The organism is Streptomyces sp. NBC_00390, assembly GCF_036057275.1.
Lineage (GTDB): Bacteria > Actinomycetota > Actinomycetes > Streptomycetales > Streptomycetaceae > Streptomyces.
Genome location: NZ_CP107945.1, coordinates 6,479,255 through 6,504,169, shown reverse-complemented (window position 1 = coordinate 6,504,169; position 24,915 = coordinate 6,479,255). Strand labels below are relative to the sequence as shown.

Annotated in this window: 24 protein-coding genes; 7 read left to right on the top strand and 17 right to left on the bottom strand. The window is 70.2% G+C overall.

Annotation, left to right across the window (positions count from 1 at the left end):
* Positions 1-88: 88 nt before the first annotated feature.
* Complete coding sequence (locus OHS70_RS28730; protein ID WP_328402067.1) at positions 89-1,315, top strand: MFS transporter; 1,227 nt, start codon at positions 89-91, stop codon at positions 1,313-1,315.
* Positions 1,316-1,478: 163 nt separating this feature from the next.
* Here the strand turns inward: OHS70_RS28730 and OHS70_RS28725 are convergent, their stop codons facing one another.
* Entirely contained in the window at positions 1,479-1,934 is a 456-nt protein-coding gene (locus OHS70_RS28725) for a hypothetical protein (RefSeq protein WP_328402065.1), read from the bottom strand.
* Between the two features lie 99 nt (positions 1,935-2,033).
* Between OHS70_RS28725 and OHS70_RS28720 the strand changes: the two genes are divergently transcribed.
* Together OHS70_RS28720 and OHS70_RS28715 are read left to right on the top strand one after the other, a co-directional pair.
* Positions 2,034-2,252 (top strand): hypothetical protein, encoded by a 219-nt coding sequence (locus OHS70_RS28720; RefSeq protein ID WP_328402063.1) that lies wholly within the window; start codon positions 2,034-2,036, stop codon positions 2,250-2,252.
* 45 nt (positions 2,253-2,297) lie between these two features.
* Entirely contained in the window at positions 2,298-3,494 is a 1,197-nt protein-coding gene (locus OHS70_RS28715) for a TerD family protein (protein WP_328402062.1), read from the top strand.
* Between the two features lie 53 nt (positions 3,495-3,547).
* Here OHS70_RS28715 and OHS70_RS28710 read toward each other — a convergent pair whose 3' ends face one another.
* From OHS70_RS28710 to OHS70_RS28695, 4 genes are all read right to left on the bottom strand, one after another.
* The gene (locus OHS70_RS28710; protein WP_328402060.1) at positions 3,548-3,778 is read right to left on the bottom strand and encodes a hypothetical protein; all 231 of its coding nucleotides are present in this window, start codon (positions 3,776-3,778) and stop codon (positions 3,548-3,550) included.
* A 51-nt stretch (positions 3,779-3,829) separates the two neighbouring features.
* Positions 3,830-5,413 (bottom strand): TROVE domain-containing protein, encoded by a 1,584-nt coding sequence (locus OHS70_RS28705; protein ID WP_328402058.1) that lies wholly within the window; start codon positions 5,411-5,413, stop codon positions 3,830-3,832.
* A gap of 327 nt (positions 5,414-5,740) precedes the next feature.
* On the bottom strand, positions 5,741-7,183 hold the full coding sequence (locus OHS70_RS28700) for an alkaline phosphatase PhoX (RefSeq protein ID WP_328402056.1): 1,443 nt from the start codon (positions 7,181-7,183) through the stop codon (positions 5,741-5,743).
* 265 nt (positions 7,184-7,448) lie between these two features.
* Positions 7,449-8,924, bottom strand: a complete 1,476-nt coding sequence (locus OHS70_RS28695; RefSeq protein WP_328402054.1) for a hypothetical protein — start codon at positions 8,922-8,924, stop codon at positions 7,449-7,451.
* A 301-nt stretch (positions 8,925-9,225) separates the two neighbouring features.
* Between OHS70_RS28695 and OHS70_RS28690 the strand changes: the two genes are divergently transcribed.
* Positions 9,226-11,076 (top strand): endonuclease/exonuclease/phosphatase family protein, encoded by a 1,851-nt coding sequence (locus tag OHS70_RS28690; protein WP_328402052.1) that lies wholly within the window; start codon positions 9,226-9,228, stop codon positions 11,074-11,076.
* 133 nt (positions 11,077-11,209) lie between these two features.
* On the top strand, positions 11,210-12,106 hold the full coding sequence (dapA, locus tag OHS70_RS28685; RefSeq protein WP_328402050.1) for a 4-hydroxy-tetrahydrodipicolinate synthase: 897 nt from the start codon (positions 11,210-11,212) through the stop codon (positions 12,104-12,106).
* Here dapA and OHS70_RS28680 read toward each other — a convergent pair.
* A complete protein-coding gene (locus tag OHS70_RS28680; RefSeq protein WP_328402048.1) occupies positions 12,091-12,294 on the bottom strand; it encodes a hypothetical protein in 204 nt (67 codons plus the stop codon). The two genes, dapA and OHS70_RS28680, sit on opposite strands and share 16 nt — an antisense overlap.
* 131 nt (positions 12,295-12,425) lie before the next feature.
* Positions 12,426-13,427 (bottom strand): 2,3,4,5-tetrahydropyridine-2,6-dicarboxylate N-succinyltransferase, encoded by a 1,002-nt coding sequence (dapD, locus tag OHS70_RS28675; RefSeq protein WP_328402046.1) that lies wholly within the window; start codon positions 13,425-13,427, stop codon positions 12,426-12,428.
* Between the two features lie 196 nt (positions 13,428-13,623).
* On the opposite strand from dapD, the gene OHS70_RS28670 reads away from it, so the two are divergent.
* Positions 13,624-14,700 carry a hypothetical protein gene (locus tag OHS70_RS28670; protein ID WP_328402044.1) on the top strand — a complete coding sequence of 359 codons (1,077 nt, stop codon included), beginning with the start codon at positions 13,624-13,626 and terminating at the stop codon, positions 14,698-14,700.
* A 3-nt stretch (positions 14,701-14,703) separates the two neighbouring features.
* Here OHS70_RS28670 and OHS70_RS28665 read toward each other — a convergent pair whose 3' ends face one another.
* On the bottom strand, positions 14,704-15,666 hold the full coding sequence (locus OHS70_RS28665; protein ID WP_328402042.1) for an alpha/beta fold hydrolase: 963 nt from the start codon (positions 15,664-15,666) through the stop codon (positions 14,704-14,706).
* 302 nt (positions 15,667-15,968) lie between these two features.
* On the opposite strand from OHS70_RS28665, the gene OHS70_RS28660 reads away from it, so the two are divergent.
* Positions 15,969-17,219: a PucR family transcriptional regulator gene (locus tag OHS70_RS28660; RefSeq protein ID WP_328402040.1), complete on the top strand. Its 1,251-nt coding sequence runs from the start codon at positions 15,969-15,971 to the stop codon at positions 17,217-17,219.
* A 120-nt stretch (positions 17,220-17,339) separates the two neighbouring features.
* On the opposite strand, the gene OHS70_RS28655 is transcribed toward OHS70_RS28660, so the two are convergent.
* From OHS70_RS28655 to OHS70_RS28615, 9 genes are all read right to left on the bottom strand, one after another.
* Positions 17,340-17,735, bottom strand: a complete 396-nt coding sequence (locus OHS70_RS28655; RefSeq protein ID WP_328402038.1) for a metal-sulfur cluster assembly factor — start codon at positions 17,733-17,735, stop codon at positions 17,340-17,342.
* Entirely contained in the window at positions 17,732-18,187 is a 456-nt protein-coding gene (gene sufU, locus OHS70_RS28650; RefSeq protein WP_328402033.1) for a Fe-S cluster assembly sulfur transfer protein SufU, read from the bottom strand. The genes OHS70_RS28655 and sufU overlap by 4 nt, the downstream gene beginning before the upstream one ends.
* Before the next feature lie 13 nt (positions 18,188-18,200).
* Positions 18,201-19,457, bottom strand: a complete 1,257-nt coding sequence (locus OHS70_RS28645) for a cysteine desulfurase (RefSeq protein WP_328402031.1) — start codon at positions 19,455-19,457, stop codon at positions 18,201-18,203.
* On the bottom strand, positions 19,454-20,218 hold the full coding sequence (sufC, locus tag OHS70_RS28640) for a Fe-S cluster assembly ATPase SufC (protein WP_328402029.1): 765 nt from the start codon (positions 20,216-20,218) through the stop codon (positions 19,454-19,456). Before sufC ends, OHS70_RS28645 begins: the two co-directional genes overlap by 4 nt.
* 7 nt (positions 20,219-20,225) lie before the next feature.
* Entirely contained in the window at positions 20,226-20,543 is a 318-nt protein-coding gene (locus OHS70_RS28635) for a non-heme iron oxygenase ferredoxin subunit (protein ID WP_328402027.1), read from the bottom strand.
* Positions 20,543-21,724, bottom strand: coding sequence for a Fe-S cluster assembly protein SufD (gene sufD, locus OHS70_RS28630; protein WP_328402025.1), 1,182 nt, complete (start codon positions 21,722-21,724; stop codon positions 20,543-20,545). The genes OHS70_RS28635 and sufD overlap by 1 nt, the downstream gene beginning before the upstream one ends.
* A gap of 151 nt (positions 21,725-21,875) precedes the next feature.
* Entirely contained in the window at positions 21,876-23,297 is a 1,422-nt protein-coding gene (sufB, locus tag OHS70_RS28625) for a Fe-S cluster assembly protein SufB (RefSeq protein ID WP_328402023.1), read from the bottom strand.
* Positions 23,294-24,019, bottom strand: a complete 726-nt coding sequence (locus OHS70_RS28620) for a helix-turn-helix transcriptional regulator (protein WP_328402021.1) — start codon at positions 24,017-24,019, stop codon at positions 23,294-23,296. Before OHS70_RS28620 ends, sufB begins: the two co-directional genes overlap by 4 nt.
* 104 nt (positions 24,020-24,123) lie before the next feature.
* Positions 24,124-24,897, bottom strand: a complete 774-nt coding sequence (locus OHS70_RS28615; protein ID WP_328402019.1) for a DUF72 domain-containing protein — start codon at positions 24,895-24,897, stop codon at positions 24,124-24,126.
* Between the last annotated feature and the right edge of the window lie 18 nt (positions 24,898-24,915).

Below are 24,915 nucleotides of genomic sequence, written 5' to 3'. Positions count from 1 at the left end.
CCTAGGTCAACTGCCCGATCCCTCCGGCACTCCTCAGATGGCACGGTCCTTACGGTGAACAGGACCGGGTCGGGGAGGCGGGACGGGCGTGCGCTGGGCGGCGGGGGCGGTACTGCGTGACCGCAACGCGGGGCTGTATCTGTCCGGGGTGGTCGTCTCGGGCTTCGGCACGTCGGCGATGTGGCTGGCGGCCGGCGTCTGGGTCAAGTCACTGACCGGCTCCGACAGTCTGGCGGCGCTGACGACGTTCGCCATGTGGGCGCCCGTGCTCGTCGGGCCACTGCTGGGAGCGGTCGCCGACCGGGTGCGCAGGCGGCCGCTGCTGATCTGGACGAACCTCGCGATGTCCGCGCTGCTGCTGCCGCTGCTCGCACTGGAATCGGCGGATCACGTGTGGGTCCTGTTCGTCGTGCTGGCCGTGTACGGGGCGAGCGGGGTGGTGCAGGACGCGGCCGAGGCGGCGCTGGTGGCCTCCGCGGTCGACTCGCGGCTGCTCGGCGACTTCAACGGGCTTCGGATGACGGCGAACGAGGGCATGAAACTGCTGGCCCCGCTCGTCGGCGCGGCCCTGTTCACGCGCTTCGGCGGCGCTTCGGTGGCACTGCTGGACGCGGTGACGTTCGCGGTGGCGGCCGGGATCTTCGCGCTGCTGCGCGTACGGGAGGAACGCCCCGGAGCGGCCCGGGGAGCCGGCCGGCGCACGGCCTGGGCCGAGGGCGCACGTCATCTGCGGCGTTCGCCGGGCTTGCGTCCGCTGGTGTGGGCGGGCGGTGCGGTGATGGCCCTGGCGGGTCTGAACGGCGCGCTGATCTTCGCGGTGAACGACAAGGTGCTGGGTCACTCCCCCGCGTTCGTGGGCGTGCTGTACGCGGTGCAGGGTGCGGGCTCCGTGCTGAGCGGCCTGCTGGCGGGCCCGCTGCTGCGGCGCATGCCGGAGAGGGCCTTCGCCGCGACGGGCATCGCACTCTTCGCGACAGCGGTGGCGCTTCGGGCACTGCCGTACGACGCGGTGGCACTGATGTGCAGCGCGGCGATCGGGCTGGGCCTGCCGTGGGTGCTGATCACCGCGCTGACGGCGGTGCAGCGGGAGACGCCCGGCGCGCTGGTGGGCCGGGCCGCGGCGACGGCCAACACCCTGATCTACGCCCCGAACGCGCTCGCGCTGGCGCTGGGCGCGGGCTTGGTGACGCTCCTGGACGTCAGGGCGCTCCTGGTGGCGATCGGGGTGCTGGGCCTGATGACGGCGGCGTCGCTGGTGCGGCCGGCCCGGGCCGGCCGGCCTGTGGCGAAGCCGGTGGACTCGACCTGGAGCTGAGCGGCCCGGGTACGCAACACCCGGCGTCCGGCCCCGGCGGGCCTGCGGCGTGTGCAGGCCAGGGGCCTGCCTTCCGGGTCCTGGCAGGTTCGCGGGCCTGGCGGCCCGCACTCTCCCGTAGCCCTTCAACCAGGGCAGGTGTCCCCCGGCACCGGGGCTTTGTTCACTGGTCCGGCCTGATCCGACGGGCCGTCCCCGGGCGCCCGCACCCGGCCTCCGGGCGTGCCTGCCTGCGGCACGGGTCGCAGCGTCCGATTCCCGGTTCACGGCCCTGCGCCGACCGCGCGGCGGGCGGCGCATCCGGCCGCCGTACGCTCTCGCGGTGGCCGGCGGCGTGCAGCAGGACCTGGAAGGCCTCGGGCGCCGCCGTACGCACCGCAGCGATCGCCGACTCCTGGAGCGTCCGGGCGGTGTGTGCACGGAAGTCCAGTGTGGCCGTGGCCAGTCCGGGGCCGATCAGCCGGTCGATCGAGGTGTCCGGCGGGACGGCCCCCTGCCACACCGGGTCCAGCGCACGCCGCACGGACGCGGCCAGCTCGCCCGGGTCCGCGCCTGCCTTGCCGTACCCGTCCCGGCAGGCCGGGCAGAAGCACCGGACCACGCCTTTCTCGGCGGCCACTTCGCCACCGACCCGCCGCAGTGGCCGCACTGATCGCGACCGCCCTGTCACCGCGTAAATGCAGGTGACCTCCGGCCACGCACCCGCCAGGATGGGGCGATGGCCAGACCCTTCGGTTTCAGTTACGCCCAGCACGGCGACGGCACGGTCGTCATCACCCACCGCGGCCGGGCCGCGAGCACGCTGCGCGGTTCCCGCGCGGAGAAGTTCCTGGCCGAGGTGGCCTCGGGTGATGCGCAGCTGGTGATGGCCCGGTGGACCGGGGCGTACAAGTTCGGCAACGAACGCACGGCCAGGAACCATCCCCGCAACAGATGAGCCAGGTAAGGGAACGGTAAAGCGCCCTGGCTCGTTACCTCTGGCATGACAGCTATGACCCCCGGCTCGAACATCCCCCTGACCGCCGCGCGGGTGGCGGTGGACGTCGCCGCCCCGGTGCGGCTCGACGTATCGGGCCTGCTGCTCACCGCCGACGGCAAGGTGCGCTCCGACGACGATTTCATCTTCTACAACCAGCCGGCGGGCCCCGGCGTCACGTATCGCTCCGGAGGCGGCAGTGCGCCCGACGCGATCGTGGTGGACACCGCGGCCGTCCCGCCCGGCATCGAGAAGATCGTCGTCACCGCGAGCCCGGACGCCGCCGGACAGACGTTCCAGGGCGTCGAACCGACCGCCACCATCCGCAACGCCGACGACGGCAGCCCGCTCGCCACGTTCACTCCCCCGCAGCTCGGTGCGGAGACCGCTCTGGTGGTCGTGGAGATCTATCTCCGGGGCGGCGTCTGGAAGGCCCGTGCGGTGGGCCAGGGATATGCCGACGGGCTGGCGGGCATCGCCACGGACTTCGGCGTCTCGGTCGACGAGGAGCCTGCGGCCGCCCCGGCGGCAACGCCCCCGGCCGCGGTGACGCCCGACCCGCGGATCGCCGCGGCGGCGCCGCCTCCCCCGGCCGCGCCCCCGGCCACCCCTGCGCCCGGCACCGGAAAGATCAATCTGGACAAGGGACGGGTGAGCCTGCAGAAGAACCAGACGGTGTCCCTGGTCAAGGGCGGCCGTCCGCTGCTCTCCCAGGTCAAGATGGGGCTGGGCTGGGAGCCCGCCTTCCGCGGTGCGGACATCGACCTCGACGCCTCGGTGATCGCCTACGGCCCGAGCCGCAACCACCTGGACAGCTGCTACTTCGGCAAGCTGTCGATCCTGAACGGCTCGATCAAGCACTCCGGCGACAATCTGACCGGCGAGGGCGCGGGCGACGACGAGGTCATCGTCGTGGACCTCGGCCGGCTCCCGGCCGACGCGACGGGCCTGGTCTTCACGGTCAACTCGTTCTCCGGCCAGAAGTTCACCGAGGTCGCCAAGGCCTACTGCCGGCTGCTGGACGCGACGACCGGCGAGGAACTGGTCCGCTTCGACCTGACCGGCGCCGAGCCGCAGACCGGCGTGATGATGGCGAAGCTGATCAAGCAGTTCTCGGGCGAGTGGGAGATGACCGCGCTGGGCGACTTCGTGAAGTCGCGCACGGTCCGCGGCATGGTCAAGCCCGCCGCACAGGCGCTGTGAAGCGTCCGCCGGGGCCCGTCACAAAGGGACGACGGGCCCGGCGGAGGCTCTCCTCAGAGCTTTGCCAGCTTGGCGAAGGGGCTGAGGATACGGCCCTGCCTGCCGGAGAAGTCGACAAGCACGGCGGCGTTGTCTCCTTCCACAGCGAGGACTCTGCCGAGACCGAACTGATCATGCGAAACCCGATCGCCCGCTTCGTAGCGCTCGATCGGCGGCTCTGGCGCGGCCGGACGGTTGAAGGGACTGGAGGGCAGATGGCGCCGGGATCCGGCTGACTTAGTCATTACCTGGAGTATGCGCCTTCAAGGCGTCCGAAAGCCACGTCCAGCCGTCTCTCATCTCCAGGGCCAGTCCGAGGACCGGCCCTGTTCGATCAACGGCACCATCCGAAAAGCGTCGTCGGACAGGCCCCCGAAGGTGTGCCGGTTCCCCGTGCCCGACGGCGCATGACCGGCCCGGTGTCCCGCCAGATTCCAGGTGTAGACCGGGATGTGCGCCGGTACCTGCTCCGTGGGGCTGCCATGGCGGCTGTGCGCCGCCTGCTCGTCGGTCACGATCAGCACCCGGTCGTGGCCGCGGTAGTGCGCGCGTACGGCCGCGGTGGTGTTGGTGCCGCCAAGATTGCCGAAACGCTCGAGCACCCTGAGCACCGACTCGCCCCGGGTGTACGGCACAGCCACATGGCCCGTGCCGAACTGCACCAGGTCGGCGCCGGCGGCCCGCATCGCCACTGCCGTTCCGAAGATCGCCGCCGCGTCGGCGCGGTTGAGCTCCGACCGGTCCGAGAGCGGCGACCACATCGAACCCGAGCGGTCCACCAGGACCAGGGTCCGGCCCGGCAGGGCGGGCACATTGGCCAGCGAGTGGCCGAGCGCCTGCTCCAGCGGGTAGGCCCAGCGCAGTGACGGAGCGTGCTGGTACGCGGCGAGATAGCGGAAGGGGAACTGGCGTGAGGCCGCGACCACCGCGGGGTCCGAGATCTTCGCCGAAACCTGAGCGGCAACCTCGTCGGAGACCCCTGCCTGGTCGAAGTTGCGCAGATTGCGGACAAGCGCCATAGCGCCCATGGACGGGATGACGGCCTCCCAGGCTGCCGCGTCCATCGGACCCTGCAGCCAGCCCGCCAGCGCCTCCCAGGTCATGCCCGCCTCGGCCAGGCGCTCCGCGCCGCCCGGCGAGGTGATCACGGCACGCCGCTCCTGGACCGGCAGCGCCATCAGCTCACGGTACGCGGTGAGCACCGGGATCGCGGCGGGCGGCTCGGCCGTCTCCGGGTGGTGCCTGCGGTCGAGCGCGTACCGGAACAGGGCGCCCTGCCAGGACCTCTGCGGGTCGGGCGAGGCGTGCACGAGGTTGAGGACGTCGCCGAAGCGGTAGCCCTTGCTCGCGGTGTCGTACTTCAGCAGCGACTTCCCGCTGTACAGCCGGCGTACCGCGTCCCCGATGCCGCGTTTGACGGGCTTGGGCACGTTGCGGCCGTACCTCGAGGTCCAGTAGCCGAGCAGCTCACCGGGCTCATCGGCACGCAGCAGTACGGAGGCGATGACCTGCCGGTTGCGGCTGCCGTCGGTCGCGCCCGCCTGGAGGCGGGCCTTGACGAACTCCGCGGCGCCGACGAGCGAGGCGGTCCGCATATGGGCCTCGCCGCGCAGCCAGCCGAGCAGACCCGCGGTCCACTGCGGGTCCACGACGGCCAGCTCACGGACGAGCGCGGTGAAACGGTTGTCGCGATCGCTGCCCGACTCGTAGAAGGTCCGCTGGGACACGAAGTTGGCGACCGCGAGAAGAAAGAGCTCCGAACGCGCATCCCGCTCGACACCGGCACCGCCCTCGCGGGTGAACAGAACGCGGCCGGTCGAGCCGATGTACGAGTACTCGGCGGCCTCGTCGCGTGCCGCACGGCTGTTGAAACGCGTCATCCGAATTCCCCGAATTCGCGGGGGAAGCACAGCAGGGGGACGCCTGAGATCGAGACGGCGACGGCAAAAGTCAGATGCTCTACCCGATTGAGCTACCGGCCGCCGCCGGGCGGGACTTGAACCCGCAACCGTCCGATCCGAAGTAGCCGTCGCCTGCGCACCAGGCGTCCCACGTGCCGAGCCTCCCGAGATCGAAGATGGCAGCGGCGTGTTTTCGTCAGAGGAAGTAGCCGCGGCCGGCGCACCGGGAGGTGCGGTTCGTGATTCAGACTCTAGGAACGAACTGCCGGGCGCGCCAATGCATTTACGCGCGCCCGGCTTTCGGCGTCAGTGACGGTGCCGGCGCTTCCAGGGGCCGGTGATCGCGAGCTGGATGCCAGGTGTCTGGATGCTGGCGTACAGCGTCCGCCCGTCCGGCGAGAAGGTGACGCCGGCGAACTCGCTGTAGTCCGGGTCCTCCGCGGTGCCGAGGTTGAGCTCGTTGCGGGCGATCGGGTAGGTGCGGCCGCGGTCGGTGGCGCCGATCAGATGCTGGACGCCTTCGCCGTCCTCGGCGAGGATCACGCCGCCGTAGGGCGAGACCGTGATGTTGTCCGGGCCGTCGTAGGCACCGTCCTTGGACGGGTCCGGGTTCATACCGAACAGCACCTTCAGCGTCAGGGTCCGGCGCCGCGGGTCGTAGAACCAGACCTGTCCGTCGTGCTGCTGCGGGCTCTCCTCGCGGGCGTAGGAGGAGACGACGTAGGCGCCGCCGTCGCCCCACCACATGCCCTCGAGCTTGCGGCCGCGGGTGACCTCGCCGTCGGTGAACTGCTTGCGCACCGAGACGGTCCTGGCGTCGCGGTCGGGCACCTCCGTCCAGTCCACCCCGTACACCGTGCCGATCCTCGCGGCACGGGAGAGGTCGTCGACGAACCGGCCGCCGGAGTCGTAGCAGGTGGCGGCCTGCAGCACACCGGCGTCGTCGGCGAGCCTGCGCAGCTGTCCGCGGCCGTGCCTGAAGCCGTGGGGCGGGACCCAGCGGTACAGCAGGCCGTTGGGTGTGTCCGCGTCCTCGGTCAGATACAGGTGGCCACGCCTGGGGTCGACGACGACGGCCTCGTGGGCGTACCGGCCGAGCGCCTTGACGGGCTGCGGGTTCCGGTTGGCGCGGCGGTCGCAGGGGTCGACCTCGAAGACATAGCCGTGGTCCTTGGTCGCACCGTTCTTGCCGGCCCGGTCCTCCGTCTCCTCGCAGGTCAGCCAGGTGCCCCAGGGAGTGGAGCCGCCTGCGCAGTTCTGCACGGTACCGGCGATGCCCACCCACTGGGCGACCTCGCCGCTGCGGTGGCTCTCGACGACGGTGCAGCCGCCGGGCGCTGCGGGGTCGTAGACGAGACCCTCCGTGAGCGGCACCGGGTGGGCGACGGTGGAACGCGCGCCCTTGAGTTCATGGTTGACGACGAGCAGCGTCACACCGCGCGGCCCCTCGAACGCGGCGGTGCCGTCGTGCTTGCCGGGGGTGAACTCACCCGACTCCAGGGTGGTGACCCCGGCGCGGGTGAGGACGCGGTACGAGAAACCGGCAGGCAGGGCGAGGATGCCGTCGGGGTCGGGGACGAGCGGCCCGTAGCCGGGCTCACAGCCGTGGCCGTGTCCCTCGGCCTGCTCGGTGTCCTCGGCCGCGAGTGCGCCGGGCGCGGTGGCCAGGGTACCGACGGCACCGGTGAGGGCGACACCCGCACCGGTCAGAGCGGTCTGTCTGGTGAAATCCCTGCGAGTGAGCGACATCGGGGTCTCCTGAAGGCGCGTCCGGGCCGGCTGATGATTGCGCCACCCTCGCGCGCCCGCCTGAACGGCACTTGAACCGCGGGCTACGCCTGTACGACCCTCGGACGGGCAGCGGCCCGGCCCGACGCCCGCACGCGGGGCCCTCAGGGTGGAGGTTCCCCTCGCGGGCCGCCTCGGACAGAAAGCGGACCGGCCACGGGCCCGTAGCCCGCACACCGCCCCCGTGCAGGCCCTCGGAGACGCGACTGCGTCCGAGGGGCCCGCGTCAGCTCCCCGCCCGTGAGCGGGCCTTGAAGGCCGCCTTGCGGGCCTCCTTCGCCGCCTTCTTGTCGCGGTGCAAGCGGCCCATCGCCTCCAGGACCGTCGCCGTCGCCGGATGGTCCACCCGCCACGCCGCGTCGAAGAAGCCGCTGTGCCGGCCGACCAGGCTCTCCACCAGGTCCTGGAGTTCGTCCGGTTCGCCGACCGCGCTCAGTTGCGCGGCGATCGTGTCGATGGCCAGCCAGAAGATCATCGATTCCGGCGGCGCCGGTACGTCCGCCGCGCCGTGCTCCGCCAGCCAGACGCGGGCCAGGCCGCCCAGCTGCGGGTTGTCGAGGACCGCGCGTACGGCCGGCTCGGCCTGCGGGCCCACCAGGGTCAGGGCCTGCTGGCAGTGCAGCCGGCGCAGCGGTGCGCCCCCGTCGTCCCCTTCGGCGGCGGTGAGAAGTTCGCGCGCCGCGTCGGCGGGGGCACGCCGGGCCAGCCACTGCTCGGTCTCGGCGCGCGCCGACAGCTCGGGGAAGTACGCGAGCCCGTCGAGCAGCACCTCCGCACCCTTGTCCGCGAGGTCGCCGACCGCGGGCGCGTCGATCCCCCCCTCCAGCAGCCGGGCCCTGATGCCGTACAGGCCGAGCGGAGTGAGCCAGACCAGGCCGTACCGGGAGACGTCCTCGTCGTCGGGCTGCGGCGGGGGCTCCTCGCCCTCCTCGGCCATCAACGCCTCGTCCACCGGCCGGTATTCGACCAGGCCGATGGTTTCGAGCAGCCTGAACTGGTCGTCGAGGCGCATCATCGCCTGCGACACCTGTTCCAGCACGTCGTCGGTGGGCTCGCCCATGTCGTCGGGCACGATCACCGACGCGGCGAGCACCGGCAGCGGCACCGCTTCCTCGCCCGCGCCGCCCCCGGTGACGGTCAGCAGGTAGAGATTGCCGAGCACCCCGTCCAGGAAGGCGGCTTCGGCCTCGGGGTCCCAGTCCAGCGCCTCGACGTCGATGGTGCCGTCCTCGCCGAGGATGTCCTCGATGTCGTCGAGCAGGGGTGCGGTCGCGTCCGCGAGCACCACGTCCAGGGCGTCCAGCCACAGGCCGAGCACATCCTGGGGACCACCGCCGGTGACGAGCGCCAGGTTGTCCCCCGAGGAGACCGTTCCGGCCGAGTCGTCATCACCTTCCTCGACCTCCACGAGGCCGGTGTCGACGGCGATACGCCAGGCCTCGCTGGCGTACGCCAGCCCCTCGCCGCCCCCGTCCGTGCCCTCGGCCCCCTCCCCGCCGCTCTCGCCGAGTCCCAGCACCTCCGCGGCCTCGGGCAGCTGCTCCTCGACGAGTTCACCGCCCAAGCCGACCCGTGTCCCGGGTCCCGCCCAGCGGGCGAGCTTCACGGCCCTGGTCAGCAGCGGAGTGGCGAGCGCGTCCCGCGCCAGCTCCGCGTCCGAGTGCAGCCGCACGGGCGGCAAAGGAGAGCGGTCTTCGGGCATCTGGTGGTTCTCCTCCGGGCGTTCGGAATCCGGGCGGCCCTGTGGGCGCCCCCAGCGTAGACGTATTTCACCGGGTTTCGCCGCGCCCGGGAGATACCGCCGGAGCAGGGGGCGGGGCCGGCACGGGAGTTCACCCCGCGAGCGGTGCGGACACCCCCTGCCCTGAGCCCCATTGCCATCGGTTCACCTGCCGGAACACCCCCGTACACCCGATGGCTCTTGACAACTACAGTGTCCAGCCAAGAGATTGACGCGCGTAGATATACGAACCACCCCCCAACCCTCATTCCGGAGTTCTCCGATGCCTTCCATACCGAGATATGCCGCCGTCGCGACCGTCGTGGCCTCCGCACTGGCCGCCGGTCTGCTCGCCGGTTCCTCCTCGGCCGCCGCCGACGCCGACATCACGGCCGACACCGCCGGCGCGCGCATTCATGACATCCAGGGCACCACCCGCACGAGCCCGCTCGTCGGGCAGCAGGTCAAGGACGTCGAGGGCATCGTCATCGGCGTCCGCGGGTACGGCTCCTCCCGCGGCTTCTGGATCCAGGACCCGCAGGCGGACGCCGATCCGGCCACCAGCGAGGGCCTCTTCGTCTTCACCGGCGCCGCCCCGACCGTCGCCGTCGGCGACGCCGTCAAGGTCTCCGGCACCGTGGGCGAGTACGTCCCGGGCGGCCTGAGCTCCGGCAACCAGTCGCTGACCCAGATCTCCAAGCCGACCGTGACCGTGGTGTCCTCGGGCAACGCGCTGCCCGCCCCGGTGACCGTCTCCGCCTGGTCCGTCCCGTCGCGGTACGCGCCCGAGGGCGACACCGCGGCCGCCGGCAGCATCAACGCGCTGCCGCTCAAGCCCCGTTCGTACGCCCTGGACTACTACGAGTCGCTCGAGGGCAGCAATGTCCGCATCGGCACCTCGCGTGTCGTCGGTGCCACCGATCCGTACTCCGAGCTGTGGGTGACGGTCAAGCCCTGGGAGAACCCGACGGGCCGCGGCGGCGCGCGCTACGGCTCGTACGAGTCCCAGAACACCGGCCGGCTGCAGATCCAGTCGCTCATTCCGCTCGCCCAGCAGCCCTTCCCCAAGGCGAACGTCGGCGATCTACTGTCGGGCACCACCGAAGGCCCCCTGGACTTCAACCAGTTCGGCGGCTACACGATCACCGCCCGCACCCTCGGCACGGTCACCGACCGCGAGCTGGAGCGCGAGTCGACGCGTCCTCAGCGTCGCGGCGAGCTGGCAGTGGCCACGTACAACGTGGAGAACCTGGACCCGTCCGACCCGCAGGAGAAGTTCGACGCGCTGGCGAAGGCCGTCGTGGAGAACCTGGCCTCGCCCGACATCGTCGCCCTGGAGGAGATCCAGGACAACACCGGCGCGAAGAACGACGGCACGGTGGCCTCCGACCAGACGGTCAAGAAGTTCACGGACGCGATCATTGCCGCGGGCGGCCCGGCGTACGAGTGGCGCACCGTCGACCCGGAGAACAACAAGGACGGCGGCGAGCCCGGCGGCAACATCCGCCAGGTCTTCCTGTTCAACCCGGAGCGGGTCTCCTTCACCGACCGTGCCGGCGGCAACGCGACGGCCGCCACCGGTGTCACGAAGGAGTACGGCCATGCCGCGCTCACCTTCTCCCCCGGCCGGATCGACCCGGCCAACACCGCCTGGGAGAGCAGCCGCAAGCCGCTCGCCGGCGAGTTCGTCTTCCGCGGGCGCACGGTCTTCGTCATCGCCAACCACTTCGGTTCGAAGGGCGGCGACGAGGGTCTCACCTCGCACCACCAGCCGCCGGTCCGCTCCTCGGAGGCCAAGCGCCTGCTCCAGGCGCAGGCGGTGAACACCTTCGTCAAGGACATCCTCAAGGCCGACCGGCACGCGGACGTCGTGGTGCTGGGTGACATCAACGACTTCGAGTTCTCGGAGACGACCAAGGCACTGACGGACGGCGGCGCGCTGTACCCGGCGATCAAGTCACTGCCGAGCTGGGAGCGTTACTCGTACGTCTACCAGGGCAACAGCCAGGTTCTGGACCAGATCCTGACCAGCCCGTCGATCGGCGACTTCAGCTACGACAGCGTGCACATCAACGCCGAGTTCGCCGATCAGAACAGCGACCACGACCCGCAGGTGCTGCGCTTCCGTCCGTAGCACACCCCTCGCCGGGCGCGGGGCCCGCTCCGTCCAGCAGGTCCCGCGCCCAGGCGATCTCGTAGCAATGCTTCGCTGTCGCGGGAAGCAGATTTAACTGGAGCTTCCCGGTGGGGTGGGTCAGACTCCGGTCATGCACTCTCCGCATCCTTTCGGCCGGGCCCTGTGCGCCATGGTCACGCCCTTCGCCGACGACGGCTCCCTCGACCTGGACGGTGCCCAGAAGCTCGCCGCCCAGCTGGTGGACAGCGGCTGTGACGGGCTGGTGGTGAACGGAACCACCGGCGAGTCCCCGACCACCACGGACGCCGAGAAGACCGCGCTCGTACGGGCGGTGGCCGAGGCGGTGGGCGAGCGGGCCTCGGTCCTCGCGGGCGTCGGCACCGCGGACACCCGGCACACCGTCGAACTCGCGCGCTCCGCCGAGGCGGTCGGCGCCGACGGGGTTCTGGTGGTCACCCCGTACTACAGCCGACCGCCGCAGGACGCCGTCGCCGCGCATTTCGTGCGCGTCGCGGACTCCGTGGGCGTTCCTCTGATGCTGTACGACATCCCGGGCCGCACCGGCACCCGCATCGAGCCGGACACCTTGCTGCGGCTCGCCGGTCACCCGCGCATCGTGGCCGTCAAGGACTGCTCGTTCGACCTGCTCGGCAGCTCCAAGGTCATCGCGCACGGCGGACTCGCCTACTACGCGGGGGCCGAGGAGCTGAATCTTCCGCTGTACGCGGTGGGCGGCGCCGGCTTCGTGTCGACAGTGGCCAATGTCGCGGCCCCTCAACTGCGGGCGGCTCTGGACGCGTTCGACGCCGGCGACACCGGCGCCGCGGTCCGGCTCAACCAGGCGACGCTGCCGCTCACCGAGCTGATGATGGCCTCCGGCCTGCCCGGCACAGTGACGGCGAAGGCACTGCTCGGCGCGCTCGGGCTGCCTGCGGGCGCGGTGCGGGAACCACTGCAGCCCGCCGGCCGCGAGGCGGCCCGCGGGCTGCTGGCTGCGTACGAGGAGCTCGCTCAGTCGTACACGTAGGTCGAGCCGAGGACCGCCGGGTGCTCGAGGACGTCCTCGAGCGGATCGTCGATCTGGCCGGTGGAGATCAGCGAGACGCTGGGTCCGTCGTGCGAGCCGGTGTGCGTCTCGTCGGCGAGCGCGCTGCCCGCCGGATGCACTGCGGCGAGCAGCGCGAACACACCGAGTACGGTCAGCCTGGTCTTCATGTCGGTTCCTCGCCTTGCCGGTCCGGGGCCGGATCGTGTGACTCCGCTTTGCCCTGCCTATCCGCCCGAACAGAGCAAAGGTTACGCAGAGTCACACGATGGCGGGGAACCCGGCGACCGGGGACGGCCGGTCAGTTGTGGCTGTGGAGCACCTCGTTGAGACCGCCCCAGACCGCGTTGTTCGGACGGGCCTCGACGGCACCGGTCACCGAATTGCGGCGGAAGAGGATGTTCGAGGCGCCGGACAGCTCACGGGCCTTGACGATCTCACCGTCGGGCATCGTGATGCGCGTACCCGCCGTGACATAGAGACCGGCCTCGACGACGCACTCGTCGCCGAGCGCGATGCCGACGCCCGCCTCGGCGCCGATCAGGCAGCGCTCGCCGATGGAGATGATGACGTTCCCGCCACCGGAGAGCGTGCCCATGGTGGAGGCGCCGCCGCCGATGTCCGAGCCGTCGCCGACGACGACACCGGCGGAGATACGGCCCTCGACCATCGAGGTGCCCAGGGTGCCGGCGTTGAAGTTGACGAAGCCCTCGTGCATGACGGTGGTGCCCTCGGCGAGGTGCGCGCCCAGGCGGACCCGGTCGGCGTCGGCGATCCGTACGCCCTTGGGCGCCACGTAGTCCGTCATCCGCGGGAACTTGTCGATCGAGGTCACCTGGAGGTGCAGGCCCTCGGCGCGGGCGTGGAGACGGACCTTCTCGACGTCGTCGACGGCGACCGGGCCGAGCGAGGTCCACGCGACATTGGCGAGCAGGCCGAAGACGCCGTCCAGGCTCTGGCCGTGCGGCCGCACCAGGCGGTGGGAGAGCAGGTGGAGGCGCAGGTAGGCGTCGTGCGCGTCCAGCGGCTTGTCGTCGAGGGAGGCGATCACGGTGCGGACCGCGACGACCTCGACACCGCGGCGCGGGTCGGGGCCGATCGCCTTGGTGGCGCCCTCGCCGAGCAGCTCGGCGGCCTGCGCGGCGGTCAGCCGCTCGGTGCCGGCGGGCCCGGGCTCGGCGACGAGCTCGGGAGCGGGGAACCAGGTGTCGAGTACGGTGCCGTCGGCCGTGAGAGTGGCGAGTCCGGCGGCGACGGCGCCGGTGGTGCGCGTTGCGGTGGTGCTGTCGGGCGAGTCAGTCATGACAGGAAACCTAACGGGCCGGGCACCGCCCCCGCGAACCGGTCTCAGGTGCCGGGCGTGATCCGCCCGTATGCCGGGTTCGGCGGCTTGCAGGGGGTCCCGTCCGCCGCCCGGCGGCGTCCCGCTACGGTGTGCCGTCCGATCGCTTCCGGTCGGATCGGTCCAGGTCGGTATCGAAGCACGGGGGAATCCAGCAGTGGCCCACGGAAACACGCCTTACCCGGGTACGCCCGCCTACGGCGGCTGGATGCCGCCGGTGCCACCGCCGCCGAAGCCCGGTGTCATACCGCTGGCGCCGCTCGCCCTGGGCGCGATACTCGGTGGGGCGTTCTCGACCATCGGCCGCCACTGGAAGCAGCTGCTCGGTGTCGCACTCGCGGCCTACGGCGTGGCCGCCGTGCTGGTCTGCGGCGCCATCGGCATCGCGTACGTGTCGGTCTCGGACCGCCTGCACCGCGTGCTGGACTGGTCGGGCAGCGAGGCCCCCGGCTGGGACGAGTTCGGCCCGCTGGTGCTCTCCTTCGGCGCGGTGTACCTGTTCGGCCTGCTCACGCTTCTGGTCGCCAACGCGGTGATCTACGCGAGCTGCCCCGTCATCCTCCAGGACGCGGTCCTGGGCCGCCCGACCACCATCGGCTCCGTCTGGCGCCGTGCCCTGCCCCGCACCGGCGCGGTGCTCGGCAGTGTTGTGCTGACCTCGCTGATCGCCTTTGTCCCGATCCTCCTGACCGGCATGGCCTTCTTCGGGTTCCTCTTCGCGATGATCATGCTGACCGTGAACGGCACGGACGGGTTCGGCTGGGTCATCCTGGTCGGATTCCTCGGCGCCCTGATCACGGGCCCGGCGGCCGTCTGGCTCTGGGTGAGGTTCAGTCTCGCCCCGGCCGCCGCCGTCTTCGAGGGCCAGGGCGTCATCGCCTCGATGAGCCGCTCCGCCCAGCTGGTGCGCGGTGCCTGGTGGCGGATCTTCGGCATCTCACTGCTGGCATACCTGATCGCCGTGGTGGCCGGCTACGTGATCCAGCTGCCGCTGTCCGTGCTGAACGCCCTGCCCGCCGGCCCGCTGTCGCTGTCGGACGACGCGTCCAGCGGCGGCGTCGCCGTGACGATCCTCGCGACCACCCTGGTGTTCGGTCTGATCAGCTCGCTGATCAGCCAGGCCCTCACCGTGGCCTTCCCCCAGCTGGTGCTGAACCTGCTCTACATCGACCGGCGTATCCGCACCGAGAACCTGGCCGCTGCCCTCGCCGAGGCCGCCGGGCCGACGTCCTGACGGTCAGAGCAGAGGCATTCCGTATCCCTCGCAGACGGGCTTGAAGCCGTCGGGCCCGTCCGCGAGCGCGTTCATGGTGAGCTGCAGGGTGGGATCGTCGTTGAACAACCCCATGTGGCCCGCCTTGTCGTCGGGGCACATGTCCTGCAGGACGATGTTGGTGACGTCGTCACCCTGCAGCGCCTGGGTCGCGTATGGGGTGATCACCTTGTCGTGCTCGGTCATCACGACGGTGTACTCGGGCCCTTCCGGCACCGTGTCACCGTCCGCCCACAGCTCCCTGGTGTAGTCGCTGGTGCCGGCCTGCTCGAGGACGCCGGGGAACTGTGCGACCTCGGACAGGCCGGTGACGAAGCCCATCGCCTTGAGGGAGTCGGCGAGGCGGACAATGCCGTTCAGATCGGTGCCGTGGGAGCTGGGCGCCCAGCCGACGTAGTGGGCAACCTTGTCGGCGCCGTCCATCTTCTTCATCCACCACATCGACACGCTCGAGCCGAGCGAGTGGCCGACGATGTCCACCTTCGCGGCCCCGGTGGCCTGCTGGACCCGCGCCACGAAGGCGTCCAGCTGCGCGGCCGAGTCCCTGTTGTGGCCCAGACCGCCGACGCGGCCGAACGACGCGGAGGTGAATCCGTAGTTCATGGCGAAGACGCAGTAGCCGTTGTTCTTCAGACGGGGCGCGGCCTTCACGAAGTCGGCGCCGATGTTGAAGAAGGTTCCCGGCAGCATGACCACCGGGTTGGGGTGTTCGGCACTCGGCCGGCACGACCAGTCGTTCGCGCCGGGCACAGCCTCGGGCGACACCGCGAAGTTCCACAGCGCTTGTGCGACGCCGCCTTCCCGCAGCTTGTCCTGCTGGGCAGCCTGTGCCGGGGCAGCGGCACAGGTGACGACGACTGCGGCCGAGACGGCGGCCGCGGCGAGTGACGTGCGCAGCCGGCGCACGGGCCACGTTGTCCCTGACATGGGTGCTCCTGGGATTCGCTCGGCCCGTCCTCGAACCGATGACCGGTGAAGTGGGGCGGACACTGCCGCCCCTGACGAATCGTCGTGGTGACCCGGCGCTCCGGGCCCCGTACGCCATCCAGACTTCGCGCCAGGGGTTTGTGAGCGATCACAGTTTGTCCAGGCTATGGCCAACGGTCCTTGACACCCGCCGCTCCCTGCGAGGACGGTGGTTACCAAGCAGTAAGTTCGTTGATCCTCGCGGGGTTTCGCCGAAGCTCCGCACGGAGTGGATCTCCGCAGAGTGCCGGCGAGGTCGCAGCGTGAACAGTCACACCGGGGCGGGCGGCCATGTGCCGCTCACATTCGGCGGGATTCCCGTGCATCAGCGGCTCACCGGGGCCGTGCACGACCTGGCCGCACGCGTGCTGGCCCGTCTCGTCGACCAAGTGCCCGTGTACGCGACCCTGCCCGCCGAACAGCGCACCGAGACCCGGCGGGTCATCGAGCAGGGCATCCGGGCGTTCGCCACCATCCTGCGCACCGGCCAGCTTCCGAGCGAGGCGGAACTCCAGGTGCTGCGGCAGTCCGCGGCCAAGCGGGCCGAGGACGGCATGCCGGTGGAGGCCGTGATCAGCGCCTATCACGTAGGGGCACACGAGTGTCTGGAGCGGATGGCACCGCATGCGACCCGCGAGGACATGCCGCAGCTACAGGCCGCGCACATGCTCGTCCTGCGTTTCCTGGAGCGGATGACGACCACGGTGGTGGCCGGGTACCTCGCAGAGCGGCAGGCCGTCGCCAGCGATGAGCAGTCGGCGCGGCAGGCGATGCTCACGGCGCTGCTGGACGGCGAGGACGTCCAGGGCACGGCCGCGCGCTGCGGTATCGGCCTGCCACCGTGCTACCTGGTCGTCGGGCTGGCGATCGGCCCGCACCCCGACGAGAGTGCCGACGGGGTGAGCAGCGTGATGGCGGGCCGGCGCAAACTGCGGCGGCTGCGGGTCGAGCTCGACCGCCACGTGGACGGCGCCGTTCTGACTGCGCTGTCCGGCGCCGGGGGGATCGCCCTGATCCCCTGGCGGACCGAGGAGGCACAGCTGTCGGCCCGGGACTGGACCTGGCTGGGCCAAGTGGTCTCCCATATGAGCAGGGTCGCCGACGTCGACATCGTGGCCGGGGTGGCCGCGGCCGTCCCTGAGGAGGTGGGCGAGGCCGCCGAACTGGTGGAGGAGATACGGCGGGTGGCCGTCGCCGCGGGCCGTCCGCCGGGCGTCTACCACCTCACCGACGTGCTGCTGGAGTATCAGCTGATGCAGCCGGGACCGGCCCGGGACGCGCTGGCCCGGCTGATGCGCCCGCTGGCCGACCGGCCCGAGCTGCTGTCCACACTGCGCACGTTCCTGGACTGCGGCCTGAGCCGCCAGCTCACCGCGGAACGGCTCCGGGTTCATCCCAACACCGTGGACTACCGACTGCGGCGGGCAGCGGAGGCCACCGGCCTGGACGCCACGTCGGGCACGGACGTCCTGCGGGTCCGAGCAGCCCTGAGTGCCCATGACGCCTGTGCGTGAACCGAACCGCGACCCGCAGCCGCTCGATGCCCGCGCCCGCAGGCCCCCCGCACAGGCAGAAGCGGCCGTGGTCACCAGGAACCCCTGGCACCCACGGCCGCTTCTGAATTCGGCAGCGCGTCAGACGTTGAAGCCGAGCGCACGCAGCTGCTCGCGTCCGTCGTCCGTGATCTTGTCGGGACCCCACGGCGGCATCCAGACCCAGTTGATCTTCAGCTCGCTGACGATGCCGTCCGTCGCGGCCTTCGCCTGGTCCTCGATCACGTCCGTCAGCGGGCAGGCCGCCGACGTCAGCGTCATGTCCAGGGTCGCGATGTTGGCGTCGTCGATGTGGATGCCGTAGATCAGCCCGAGGTTGACCACGTCGATGCCCAGCTCGGGGTCGACGACGTCGTACAGGGCCTCGCGGACCTCCTCCTCGGAGGCCTTCGTGCTCGTCGGCGCCGCGGCCTTGGAGGAGAAGGTCTCCTCGTCCGGCCAGTCCTTCTCCGCCGTGGTCTCGCGGTTCTCAGTCATGCGGTCTTCCCTTCGGACAGCGCCTGCGCCGTCGCGTCCTTCCATGCCATCCAGCTCAGGAGGGCGCACTTCACGCGCGCCGGGTACTTGGAGACGCCGGCGAACGCGACCGCGTCCTCCAGCACCTCCTCCATCGCATCGTCCGGCTCGATCTGGCCCTTGGACTGCATCAGCTCAAGGAAGGTCGCCTGGATCTTCTGTGCCTCGGCCAGCTCCTTGCCGACGAGCAACTCGTTCAGCACGGAGGCCGAGGCCTGGCTGATGGAGCAGCCCTGGCCCTCGTACGAGACGTCGGCGATGAGCGTGCCGTCGTACTTCACACGGAGGGTGATCTCGTCGCCGCAGGTCGGGTTGACGTGGTGCACCTCGGCGTCGCCGTCCCGCAAGCCCCGCCCGTGCGGGTGCTTGTAGTGGTCCAGGATGACGTCCTGGTACATCGAATCAAGCTTCACAGCGGTTGGTCCCTCATCCGAAGAAGTTGCGGACGTGTTCCAGGCCGTCGATGAGCAGGTCCACCTCGGCCGGCGTGGAGTACAGATAGAACGACGCCCGCGTGGTCGCAGGAATTCCGTACCGGAGGCAGACGGGCCGCGCGCAGTGGTGGCCGACGCGGACGGCGATGCCCTGCTCGTCGAGAACCTGGCCCACATCGTGCGGGTGGATGTCGCCGAGGGTGAAGGAGATCGCGGCTCCGCGGTCCTCGGCCGTGGTGGGGCCGATGATCCGCAGGTCCGGGACCTCGAGCAGCCGCTGCACCGCGTACTCGGTCAGCGCGTGCTCGTGCTGGGCGACCTTGTCCATGCCGATCGAGGTGAGGTAGTCCACCGCCGCGCCGAGGCCGACAGCCTGCGCGATCGGGGGCGTACCCGCCTCGAACTTGTGCGGTGCGGGCGCGTACGTCGAGGAGTGCATCGAGACGGTCTCGATCATCTCGCCGCCGCCGAGGAACGGCGGCAGGTCCTCGAGCAGCTCCTGCCGGCCCCACAGCACGCCGATACCGGTCGGACCGCACATCTTGTGGCCGGTGAAGGCCACGAAGTCCGCGCCGAGCGCCTGCACGTCCAGCGGCATGTGCGGCGCGGCCTGCGAGGCGTCGATCAGCACCAGGGCGCCGACGTCCTGTGCGCGGCGGACGATCGCCTCGACCGGGTTGACCGTGCCCATGATGTTGGAGACCAGCGTGAAGGAGACGATCTTCGTCTGCTCGGTGATGATCTCGTCGATGTTGGACAGGTCGAGCCTGCCGTCGTCGGTCAGCCCGAACCACTTCAGCTTCGCGCCCGTGCGCTGCGAGAGCAGCTGCCACGGAACGATGTTGGAGTGGTGCTCCATCTCCGTGATGACGACCTCGGTCTCGCGGTCCACCCGGTAGGGCTCCTCGGCCCAGCCGAGCATGTTGGCCACGAGGTTCAGCGACTCGGAGGCGTTCTTGGTGAAGATCACCTCGTCGCGGCTGGGCGCGTTGATGAAGGCGGCGACCTTGTCGCGGGCGCCTTCGTACAGCGCCGTGGCCTCCTCGGCGAGCACATGGACGCCACGGTGGACGTTCGCGTTGTGCTGCTCGTAGTACTCGCTGAGCACGTCGAGGACCTGGCGCGGCGTCTGCGAGGTCGCCGCGTTGTCCAGGTACACGAGCTTCTTGCCGTCATGGAGCACCCGGTCGAGGATCGGGAAGTCCTTACGGATCGCCTCGGTGTCGAGGAGGCCCGGCAGCTGTGTCACGCGGATACGCCACCCTTCGTGTAAGCCTCGTAGCCCTCGGCCTCGAGCTTGTCGGCGAGCTCGGCGCCGCCGGACTCGGCGATACGGCCGTTCGCGAACACGTGCACGAAGTCGGGCTTGATGTAGCGCAGGATGCGCGTGTAGTGCGTGATCAGCAGGGTGCCGACCTCGCCGGTCTCACGGACACGGTTGACGCCGTCGGAAACCTGGCGCAGGGCGTCCACGTCCAGGCCGGAGTCGGTCTCGTCCAGGATCGCGATCTTCGGCTTGAGCAGCTCGAGCTGAAGGATCTCGTGGCGCTTCTTCTCACCGCCGGAGAAGCCCTCGTTCACATTGCGCTCGGCGAAGGCCGGGTCCATCTGGAGCTGCTCCATGGCGGACTTGACCTCCTTCACCCAGGTACGCAGCTTGGGGGCCTCGCCGCGCACGGCGGTGGCGGAGGTGCGCAGGAAGTTGGAGACCGAGACGCCGGGGACCTCGACCGGGTACTGCATGGCCAGGAACATGCCGGCGCGGGCGCGCTCGTCGACGGACATCTCCAGGACGTCCTCGCCGTCCAGGGTCACGGTGCCACTGGTGATCGTGTACTTGGGGTGGCCCGCGATGGAGTAGGCGAGGGTCGACTTGCCGGAGCCGTTGGGGCCCATGATGGCGTGGGTCTCGCCCTGCTTCACGGTCAGGTCGACGCCCTTGAGGATCTCCCGGGGGCCGTTCTCGGCCTCGACGGAAACGTGCAGGTCGCGGATTTCAAGCGTTGCCATGGGTGACTCAGGACTCCTGGGTGATGGAGACGAGCACATCGTCCCCTTCGATCTTTACGGGGTATACGGGGACGGGGCGCGTCGCGGGCAGGCCCGACGGCTTGCCGGTGCGCAGGTCGAAGCTGGAGCCGTGCAGCCAGCACTCGATCTGGCAGTCCTCCACCTCGCCCTCGGAGAGGGAGACGTTCGCGTGCGAGCAGATGTCGTGGATCGCGAACACCTCGCCCTCGGTGCGCACCACGGACACCGGCGTGCCGTCGAGTTCCACCCGCCTGGGGGTGTCCTCCTCCAGCTCGCTCAGCGCACAGGCTTTGACGAAGGCCATCAGACGGCCGCCTCCAGCTCCGCCTCGATCTTGGCGATCAGGCGCTCCTCGACATCCGGGAGGCCGATCTGCTGGACCAGCTCGGCGAAGAAGCCGCGCACGACGAGACGGCGTGCCTCGCTCTCCGGGATACCGCGGGCCATGAGGTAGAACAGCTGCTCGTCGTCGAAGCGGCCGGTGGCGCTCGCGTGACCGGCGCCGACGATCTCGCCGGTCTCGATCTCCAGATTCGGCACGGAGTCGACGCGCGCGCCGTCCGTGAGGACGAGGTTGCGGTTCATCTCGTAGGTGTCGGTGCCCTCGGCCTTGGCCTCGATGAGCACGTCACCGATCCACACGGCGTGCGCGGCATCGCCCTGCAGCGCGCCCTTGTAGGCGACGTTCGACTTGCAGTGCGGAGTGTTGTGGTCGACCAGCAGGCGGTGCTCCTGGTGCTGGCCGGCGTCGGTGAAGTACAGACCGAACAGCTCGGCCTCGCCGCCGGTGCCGGCGTACGCGACGCGCGGGTGGAGCCGTACGAGGTCGCCGCCGAAGGTGACCACGATGGACTTGAAAGAGGCGTCCCGGCCGACCAGCGCGTTGTGCTGGGCGACATGGACGGCCTTGTCGTCCCAGTCCTGGACACAGACGACGGTGAGCTTCGCGCCGTCGCCGAGGATGTAGTCGACGTTGGCGGCGAGCACCGCGTCGCCGGTGTGGTCGATGACCACGACGGCCTCGGCGAACGCGCCGAGCTCGATGACCTGGTGGCCGAAGGCGGTGCCGCCCTCGCCGTGCACCGCGATCCGGATCGGCTCGGTGAGCACGGCCTCCTTGGCCACGGTGACGACCGAGGCCTTCTCGAAGGAGGAGTACGCCTGGGCGGCGACCCGGTCCACCGGGATTCCGGCCTTGCCGACCCGCTCGTCGTCACGGCCGACGGTCTCGACGGTGACGCCCTCGGGGGCCTCGATGGCGATCTTGACTCCGTCGCCGGATGCGACCGCGGTGCCGTCGTGCAGACCGGCGAGGCGCTCCAGCGGCGTGAAGCGCCACTCCTCCTCGCGGCCGTGCGGGACCGGGAAGTCCGCCACATCGAAGGACGGGGGCGCACTCATACGGGTGGCGACGGTCGACTCGGCGGCCACCGCGATCGAGCCGGCGGTGGTGGAGCCCACCGGGATGTTCTGAGCCTCAGCCATGGCTGTCGGTCTGCTCGCTTTCTGCTTCAGTGCGTTCGCTCGGGGCCCGCCACCGGCCGGAGCCTTCGCTCCGGCCGGGGGCCGGTCACCCTGAGGTCTGCTCACAGGCTCACCGCGTGAGCCCGAAGGACGTGATCGGGACGGGCGGGGGCTAGCCCACCGCGCCCTCCATCTGCAGCTCGATCAGCCGGTTGAGCTCCAGCGCGTACTCCATGGGGAGTTCCTTCGCGATCGGCTCGACGAAGCCGCGCACGATCATCGCCATCGCCTCGAACTCGGTCAGACCGCGGCTCATCAGGTAGAAGAGCTGGTCCTCGGAGACCTTGGAGACGGTGGCCTCGTGACCCATGGAGACGTCGTCCTCGCGGACGTCGACGTACGGGTAGGTGTCGGAACGGGAAATGGTGTCGACCAGCAGAGCGTCACACAGCACGTTGGACTTCGCGCCCGGGGCGCCCTCACCGATCTCGATCAGACCGCGGTAAGAGGTACGGCCGCCGCCTCGCGCCACCGACTTGGAGACGATGTTGGAGGACGTGTTCGGGGCCATGTGGACCATCTTGGCGCCGGCGTCCTGGTGCTGGCCCTCGCCCGCGAAGGCGATGGACAGCGTCTCGCCCTTGGCGTGCTCGCCCATCAGGTAGACGGCCGGGTACTTCATGGTGACCTTGGAGCCGATGTTGCCGTCGACCCACTCCATGGTCGCGCCCTCGTACGCCACGGCGCGCTTGGTGACCAGGTTGTAGACGTTGTTCGACCAGTTCTGGATGGTCGTGTAGCGGCAGCGGCCGCCCTTCTTGACGATGATCTCGACGACGGCGCTGTGCAGCGAGTCCGAGGAGTAGATCGGGGCGGTGCAGCCCTCGACGTAGTGGACGTAGGCGTCCTCGTCGACGATGATCAGCGTCCGCTCGAACTGGCCCATGTTCTCCGTGTTGATGCGGAAGTAGGCCTGCAGCGGGATGTCCACCTGGACACCCTTGGGCACGTAGATGAACGATCCGCCGGACCACACGGCCGAGTTCAGCGAGGCGAACTTGTTGTCGCCGACGGGGATGACCGTGCCGAAGTACTCCTGGAAGAGCTCCGGGTGCTCCTTGAGCGCGGTGTCGGTGTCGAGGAAGATGACGCCCTGCTCCTCCAGGTCCTCACGGATCTGGTGGTAGACGACCTCGGACTCGTACTGCGCGGCGACACCGGCGACCAGGCGCTGCTTCTCCGCCTCCGGGATGCCCAGCTTGTCGTACGTGTTCTTGATGTCCTCGGGCAGCTCCTCCCAGGAGGCGGCCTGCTGCTCGGTGGAGCGGACGAAGTACTTGATGTTGTCGAAGTCGATGCCCGACAGGTCGGAGCCCCAGCTCGGCATCGGCTTCTTGTCGAACAGCCGCAGACCCTTGAGCCGCAGCTTCAGCATCCACTCCGGCTCGTTCTTCTTCGCGGAGATGTCGCGGACGACCTCCTCGGACAGGCCGCGCTTGGCTGCCGCGCCGGCCGCGTCGGAGTCGGCCCAGCCGAATTCGTACGTACCCAGACCCTCGAGTTCGGGGTGGGCAGTCTCCGTGGGGAGAGTCATGCGGGGTTCCTCCCGGCCGTACTTGCAGATGCTGATGGGGTGGTCTGTGTGGTGCTGCGCGGAATGAACGTGGTGCACACTCCGTCGCCGTGGGCGATGGTGGCCAGCCGCTGCACATGCGTTCCGAGCAGCCGCGAGAAGACCTCGGTCTCCGCCTCGCACAGTTGCGGGTACTGCTCGGCCGCGTGGGCGACGGGGCAGTGATGCTGGCAGAGCTGCTCGCCGACCGGTGCGCTACGCGCAGTAGCAGCGTACCCGTCGACGCTCAGGGCCTTGGCCAGCGCTTCGGTGCGCCCCTCGGGGGCGGCGGCGTCGATCGCGGCCTGGTAGGCGACGGCCTGGGCCTCGATGCGGTCCCGGGCGAAGGCGGCGACGGCCGCTTCCCCTCCGGCGTTCTGCTCGATCCAGCGCAGGGCGTCGACGGCCAGCACGTCGTACGACTGGTCGAAGGCGTCCCGGCCGCAGTCGGTGAGCGCGAACACCTTGGCGGGCCGCCCGCGGGTGCGGGCGCCGTAGACCCGCTGCTCGCGGGGCTCCACCACATTCTCCGAGACGAGGGAGTCGAGATGGCGCCGGACGGCTGCCTGGGTGAGCCCGAGGCGGCCGGCGAGATCGGCCACCGTGGACGGACCGTGGTCCAGGATGGAGCGCGCGACCCGGTTGCGCGTCGAGTGCTCACCGGTCGCGAGTTCCTCTCGGGGAGCCTCGCCAACGTTTTTCACAACGCCATTGTTGCGTAATTCCTCAGAGAGTGACAAGCCGCGTCCGGATCATCGATCGGTGCAGTGCATCACTTAGGGAAACCTAACCTGACCTGCGAAAATGATCACTCGGCGGTGTTCCGGACCCCGGCCGGGCGCAGCACAGTGCGCCGCTTCGACGCCACCGCACGGGCGAAGGAGGTCGCGTCGCGGACGGCCGCGCCCCCTGGGTCGTTGTTGAAAAAGGCGAAGACGTCGGCCGTGTCCGTCCAGGCGTCGGCGATCCGCCCGGCCCAGGCGGCCAGCGCTTTTCTCCCGTATCCGGGCCAGGGCTCGGCCCTGCCCTCGTGGAACCGCAGATAGCCCCAGTCCGCGGTACGCCACAGCGGCGTCACCGGCCGCGAGCCCCGGTCCGCCCAGCACAGGGCCGCGCCACGGTTCCTCAGCACCTCCCTGACCTCGTCCGTCCACCAGGACACGTGCCGGGGCTCGACGGCCACGCGCACCCCGCGGGGGAAACAGGCCAGTGCCGCGTCCAGGGATCTGGGATCGCACCGGAGCGTGGGCGGGAGCTGGAGCAGTACGGGTCCCAGCCGCTCCCCCAGGCCTTCGGCGCGGCTCATGAGGCGCGCGACGGGCTCCTGCGGATCGCGCAGCCGTTTGATGTGCGTCAGATAGCGGCTCGCCTTCACCGCCATGACGAAGCCCTCCGGGGTGCGCCGACGCCAGTCGGCGAAGGTCTTCTGCTCGGGGAGGCGGTAGAAGGCGTTGTTGCTCTCGACGGTCACGAAGTGCCGTCCGTACTCCTCCAGCCAGAGCCGCTGGGGCAGCTCCTGGGGGTAGAGCTCGCCGCGCCAGTCCTTGTACTGCCACCCGGAGGTGCCGATGAGCACGGGCATGAGGTGATCCTGCCCCGT

Excerpts from the sequence above, each read along its gene's own strand:
- OHS70_RS28720 (WP_328402063.1), top strand. The coding sequence starts at position 2,034 with ATGGCCAGACCCTTCGGTTTCAGTTACGCCCAGCACGGCGACGGCACG.
- OHS70_RS28715 (WP_328402062.1), top strand. The coding sequence starts at position 2,298 with ATGACAGCTATGACCCCCGGCTCGAACATCCCCCTGACCGCCGCGCGG.
- OHS70_RS28710 (WP_328402060.1), bottom strand. The coding sequence starts at position 3,778 with ATGACTAAGTCAGCCGGATCCCGGCGCCATCTGCCCTCCAGTCCCTTC.
- OHS70_RS28705 (WP_328402058.1), bottom strand. The coding sequence starts at position 5,413 with ATGACGCGTTTCAACAGCCGTGCGGCACGCGACGAGGCCGCCGAGTAC.
- OHS70_RS28700 (WP_328402056.1), bottom strand. The coding sequence starts at position 7,183 with ATGTCGCTCACTCGCAGGGATTTCACCAGACAGACCGCTCTGACCGGT.
- OHS70_RS28695 (WP_328402054.1), bottom strand. The coding sequence starts at position 8,924 with ATGCCCGAAGACCGCTCTCCTTTGCCGCCCGTGCGGCTGCACTCGGAC.
- OHS70_RS28690 (WP_328402052.1), top strand. The coding sequence starts at position 9,226 with ATGCCTTCCATACCGAGATATGCCGCCGTCGCGACCGTCGTGGCCTCC.
- dapA (WP_328402050.1), top strand. The coding sequence starts at position 11,210 with ATGCACTCTCCGCATCCTTTCGGCCGGGCCCTGTGCGCCATGGTCACG.
- OHS70_RS28680 (WP_328402048.1), bottom strand. The coding sequence starts at position 12,294 with ATGAAGACCAGGCTGACCGTACTCGGTGTGTTCGCGCTGCTCGCCGCA.
- dapD (WP_328402046.1), bottom strand. The coding sequence starts at position 13,427 with ATGACTGACTCGCCCGACAGCACCACCGCAACGCGCACCACCGGCGCC.
- OHS70_RS28665 (WP_328402042.1), bottom strand. The coding sequence starts at position 15,666 with ATGTCAGGGACAACGTGGCCCGTGCGCCGGCTGCGCACGTCACTCGCC.
- OHS70_RS28655 (WP_328402038.1), bottom strand. The coding sequence starts at position 17,735 with ATGACTGAGAACCGCGAGACCACGGCGGAGAAGGACTGGCCGGACGAG.
- sufC (WP_328402029.1), bottom strand. The coding sequence starts at position 20,218 with ATGGCAACGCTTGAAATCCGCGACCTGCACGTTTCCGTCGAGGCCGAG.
- OHS70_RS28635 (WP_328402027.1), bottom strand. The coding sequence starts at position 20,543 with ATGGCCTTCGTCAAAGCCTGTGCGCTGAGCGAGCTGGAGGAGGACACC.
- sufD (WP_328402025.1), bottom strand. The coding sequence starts at position 21,724 with ATGGCTGAGGCTCAGAACATCCCGGTGGGCTCCACCACCGCCGGCTCG.
- sufB (WP_328402023.1), bottom strand. The coding sequence starts at position 23,297 with ATGACTCTCCCCACGGAGACTGCCCACCCCGAACTCGAGGGTCTGGGT.
- OHS70_RS28615 (WP_328402019.1), bottom strand. The coding sequence starts at position 24,897 with ATGCCCGTGCTCATCGGCACCTCCGGGTGGCAGTACAAGGACTGGCGC.